The following is a 3146-nucleotide window of genomic DNA, read 5'->3' as shown; positions in this document are numbered from 1 at the left end:
CTGGAATCCCCGACGGTCCTGCGTCCACAGCTGGTCGTGCAGGAAGACGCGCACCGAGTTGAGCCCGTTGGCGCGGGCCCAGCCCAGCTCGGTGTCGATGCGTCGGGCGTCGAACGTGTCCGGCTGAAACATCTCCAGCTGGTTGATCGCGTTCGATGTGATGTAGTTCGCGCCGACCGGCCAGCCCTGCGCCTGATACCAGCGGTTGGCGCGCTCGGCGGACCAGCGGGCCGCCTGCGGAGAGGTGCCGGGCGCGGGCTGCGCCGCCGCGCGTGGTGCTTTGGCCAGTGCGGCGCCTCCTGCCAATAGCAGCGGTATCTTCAGCACCGTGCGGCGGTGCACGAAGTCACCGCGAGTCCCCCGGTCGATGTGCTCACCCTTGCTCTCGGAGTCGAGACCTTACCCAAGAGCAATCGTACCCGCCTGCCACACAACGAGTTTCGGTTTTGGTGGCCAGCGGCCCAGGAATTTGTCAGAAGCAGTGCTCGTCGGCGGGAAAAGCGCCCTCGGCCACCTCTTGCGCATATTGCATTGCGGCCCGCCGCAATTCTCCACCGATGTCGGCGAACCGCTTGACGAAGCGGGCCGCCTTGCCGCTGCTGACGCCGGCCATGTCCTGCCAGACCAGTACCTGGCCGTCGCAGTTCGGGCCCGCCCCGATGCCGATCGTCGGGATGGTCAGCTTGCCGGTGATCTGGGTGGCGAGTTCGGCGGGCACCATCTCCATCACGACGGAGAACGCACCGGCTTCGGCGACCGCGATCGCGTCGGCGACGGTCTGTTCCGCTCCGTCGCCGCGGCCCTGCACCCGGAAGCCGCCCAGGCTGTTCACGCTTTGCGGCGTGAACCCGATGTGGGCCATCACGGGGATGCCCGCCGCGGTGAGGCAGGCGATCTGCTCGGCCACCCGCTCGCCGCCCTCGAGCTTGACGGCGTGCGTGCCGCCCTCCTTCATGAAGCGGGTGGCGGAGGCCAAGGCCGCCGCCGGTCCCGCCTCGTAGCTGCCGAACGGCAGGTCCGCGACGACCAGGGCGTGCCGGGCGCCGCGCACCACGCCGCGCACCAGCGGGATCATCTCGTCGATGGAGACGGGCACGGTGGTGTCATAGCCGTAGACGACGTTGGCGGCCGAGTCGCCCACCAGCAGGACCGGAATGCCGGCCTCGTCGAAGATCCGTGCGGTCGAATAGTCGTAGGCCGTGAGCATGGCCCACTTGTGCCCTTCGGCCTTCATCTTCTGCAGGTGGTGGGTGCGGATCTTGGTGAGCGGCTGCGAGTGCTCGGGCGTGCTTGCACCATAAACGTTCTGCTCAGACATCATTGTCCCTAGTGCTGGTCGGGTCGATCCTCGTGGCCCTGATCGGGTCCCCGGGTTCGTCTGACGGTGCCATTCTGCCATCTCCGCTGCGCCGTCGCACCGTCCGTGTGATGTGAGACATACCATGCGGGCATGCAGCGGCTCAGCGGACTCGACGCCAGCTTCCTCTACCTGGAGACCTCGTCGCAGCCCATGCACGTGTGCTCGATCATGGAGCTGGACACCTCGACCATGCCCGGCGGGTACACCTTCGACCGGCTGCGCGACGCGCTGTCGCTCCGCATCAAGGCCATCCCGGAGTTCCGCGAGAAGCTGGCCAACAGCCCGCTGAATCTCGACCATCCGGTCTGGGTCGACGACGAGAACTTCCTCCTTGACCGGCATCTGCACCGCATCGCATTGCCGGCGCCCGGCGGCCGCGCCGAGCTCGCGGAGATCTGCGGTCACATCGCCGAGTCGCCGTTGGACCGGCGCCGCCCGCTGTGGGAGATGTGGGTCATCGAAGGCGTGGCGGGCACCGACTGCCATCGTGACGGGCGGCTGGCGGTGATGACCAAGGTGCACCATGCCGGCGTCGACGGGGTGACCGGCGCCAACCTGATGTCGCAGCTGTGCAGCACCGAAGCCGACGCGCCGCCTCCGGACCCGGCCGGCGGGGTCGGCGGCGCCAGCGGATGGCAGATCGCCGCGGGCGGGCTCGTCCGGTTCGCCGCCCGGCCGCTGCAGCTGGCCAATGTGGTGCCCGACACCGTCTCCTCGGTGGTCGCGACGCTGCGGCGGGCGCTGGAGGGCCAAGCCATGGCGCGGCCGTTCGCCGCGCCGGCGACCGTGTTCAACGCCCGGATCACGGACCGCCGGAACATCGCCTACGCCGAATTGAATCTCGGCGACGTCAAGGCGGTGAAGAACCATTTCGGCGTGAAAGTCAACGACGTGGTGATGGCGCTGGTTTCCGGCGTGCTGCGCCAATTCCTGGCCGACCGAGACGCTTTGCCGGACTCGCCCCTGGTGGCGTCGGTGCCGGTCTCGGTGCACGGCAAATCCGACCGGCCCGGCCGCAACCAGGTGTCGGCGATGTTCTCCAGCCTGCACACCGACATCGCGGATCCCGCGGAGCGCCTCAGGGCCATCGCCCATGCGAATTCGGTTGCCAAGGAACACAGTTCCGCCATCGGCGCCTCGCTGTTGCAGGATTGGACGCAATTCGCGGCGCCCGCCGGTTTCGGCATCGCGATGCGGCTCTACGCCAGGACGCGGTTCACCGACACCATGCCGGTGCACAACCTGGTGGTGTCCAACGTGCCTGGCCCGCAGGTCCCGCTGTACATGCTGGGCTGCGAGGTCAAGGCGATGTATCCGCTGGGGCCGATCTTCCACGGGTCCGGACTCAACATCACCGCCATGTCCCTGCAGGGCAAGTTGGACATCGGGTTGCTCTCGTGCCCGGATCTGTTGCCGGACTTGTGGGAGATGGCCGACGAGTTTGCGGTGGCGATGGAAGAGCTGCTGGCGGTCACCCGGTAGCCGGACGGTGGTGCCGCTCATGAGGATCTCAGGTTTCCTCTGGCAGCATATGTTGGCATGGGTCTGTCTCGCCGCGTCAAGGTCGCGCGCACGCTGCTGGTTTGGACAACGGTCGCGGCCGTAGCGCTCCTCCTCGCGGGTTGCGTGCGCGTCGTCGGTGGGCGCGCCGTGCTGGCCGAGCCGAAGCTGGGGCAGGCGGTGGAGTGGACACCCTGCCGCTCGGCGAACCCGAAGGCCAAGATTCCGCCCGGCGCGCTGTGCGGCAAGCTGGCCGTGCCCGTCGACTACAACCACCTCGACGGTG

Annotated in this window: 2 protein-coding genes and 2 pseudogenes; 2 read left to right on the top strand and 2 right to left on the bottom strand. The window is 68.1% G+C overall.

Going from position 1 to position 3146, the window contains the following annotated elements; genetic code table 11:
- Together A9X05_RS21695 and panB are read right to left on the bottom strand one after the other, a co-directional pair.
- Positions 1 to 342, bottom strand: a pseudogene (locus tag A9X05_RS21695) (1,4-beta-xylanase); the annotation flags it as partial.
- 130 nt (positions 343 to 472) lie between these two features.
- Entirely contained in the window at positions 473 to 1318 is an 846-nt protein-coding gene (panB, locus tag A9X05_RS21690) for a 3-methyl-2-oxobutanoate hydroxymethyltransferase (RefSeq protein WP_067783998.1), read from the bottom strand.
- A 132-nt stretch (positions 1319 to 1450) separates the two neighbouring features.
- Here panB and A9X05_RS21685 point away from each other — a divergent pair, with 132 nt between their 5' ends.
- Together A9X05_RS21685 and A9X05_RS21680 are read left to right on the top strand one after the other, a co-directional pair.
- The gene (locus A9X05_RS21685) at positions 1451 to 2842 is read left to right on the top strand and encodes a wax ester/triacylglycerol synthase family O-acyltransferase (protein ID WP_067783996.1); all 1392 of its coding nucleotides are present in this window, start codon (positions 1451 to 1453) and stop codon (positions 2840 to 2842) included.
- Between the two features lie 57 nt (positions 2843 to 2899).
- Positions 2900 to 3146 (top strand): annotated as a pseudogene (locus A9X05_RS21680) (alpha/beta hydrolase); the annotation flags it as partial.

Source organism: Mycobacterium sp. E3298 (assembly GCF_001666895.1).
Lineage (GTDB): Bacteria > Actinomycetota > Actinomycetes > Mycobacteriales > Mycobacteriaceae > Mycobacterium.
This window is presented reverse-complemented; position numbering and strand designations above follow the sequence as displayed.

Excerpts from the sequence above, each read along its gene's own strand:
- panB (WP_067783998.1), bottom strand. The coding sequence starts at position 1,318 with ATGTCTGAGCAGAACGTTTATGGTGCAAGCACGCCCGAGCACTCGCAG.
- A9X05_RS21685 (WP_067783996.1), top strand. The coding sequence starts at position 1,451 with ATGCAGCGGCTCAGCGGACTCGACGCCAGCTTCCTCTACCTGGAGACC.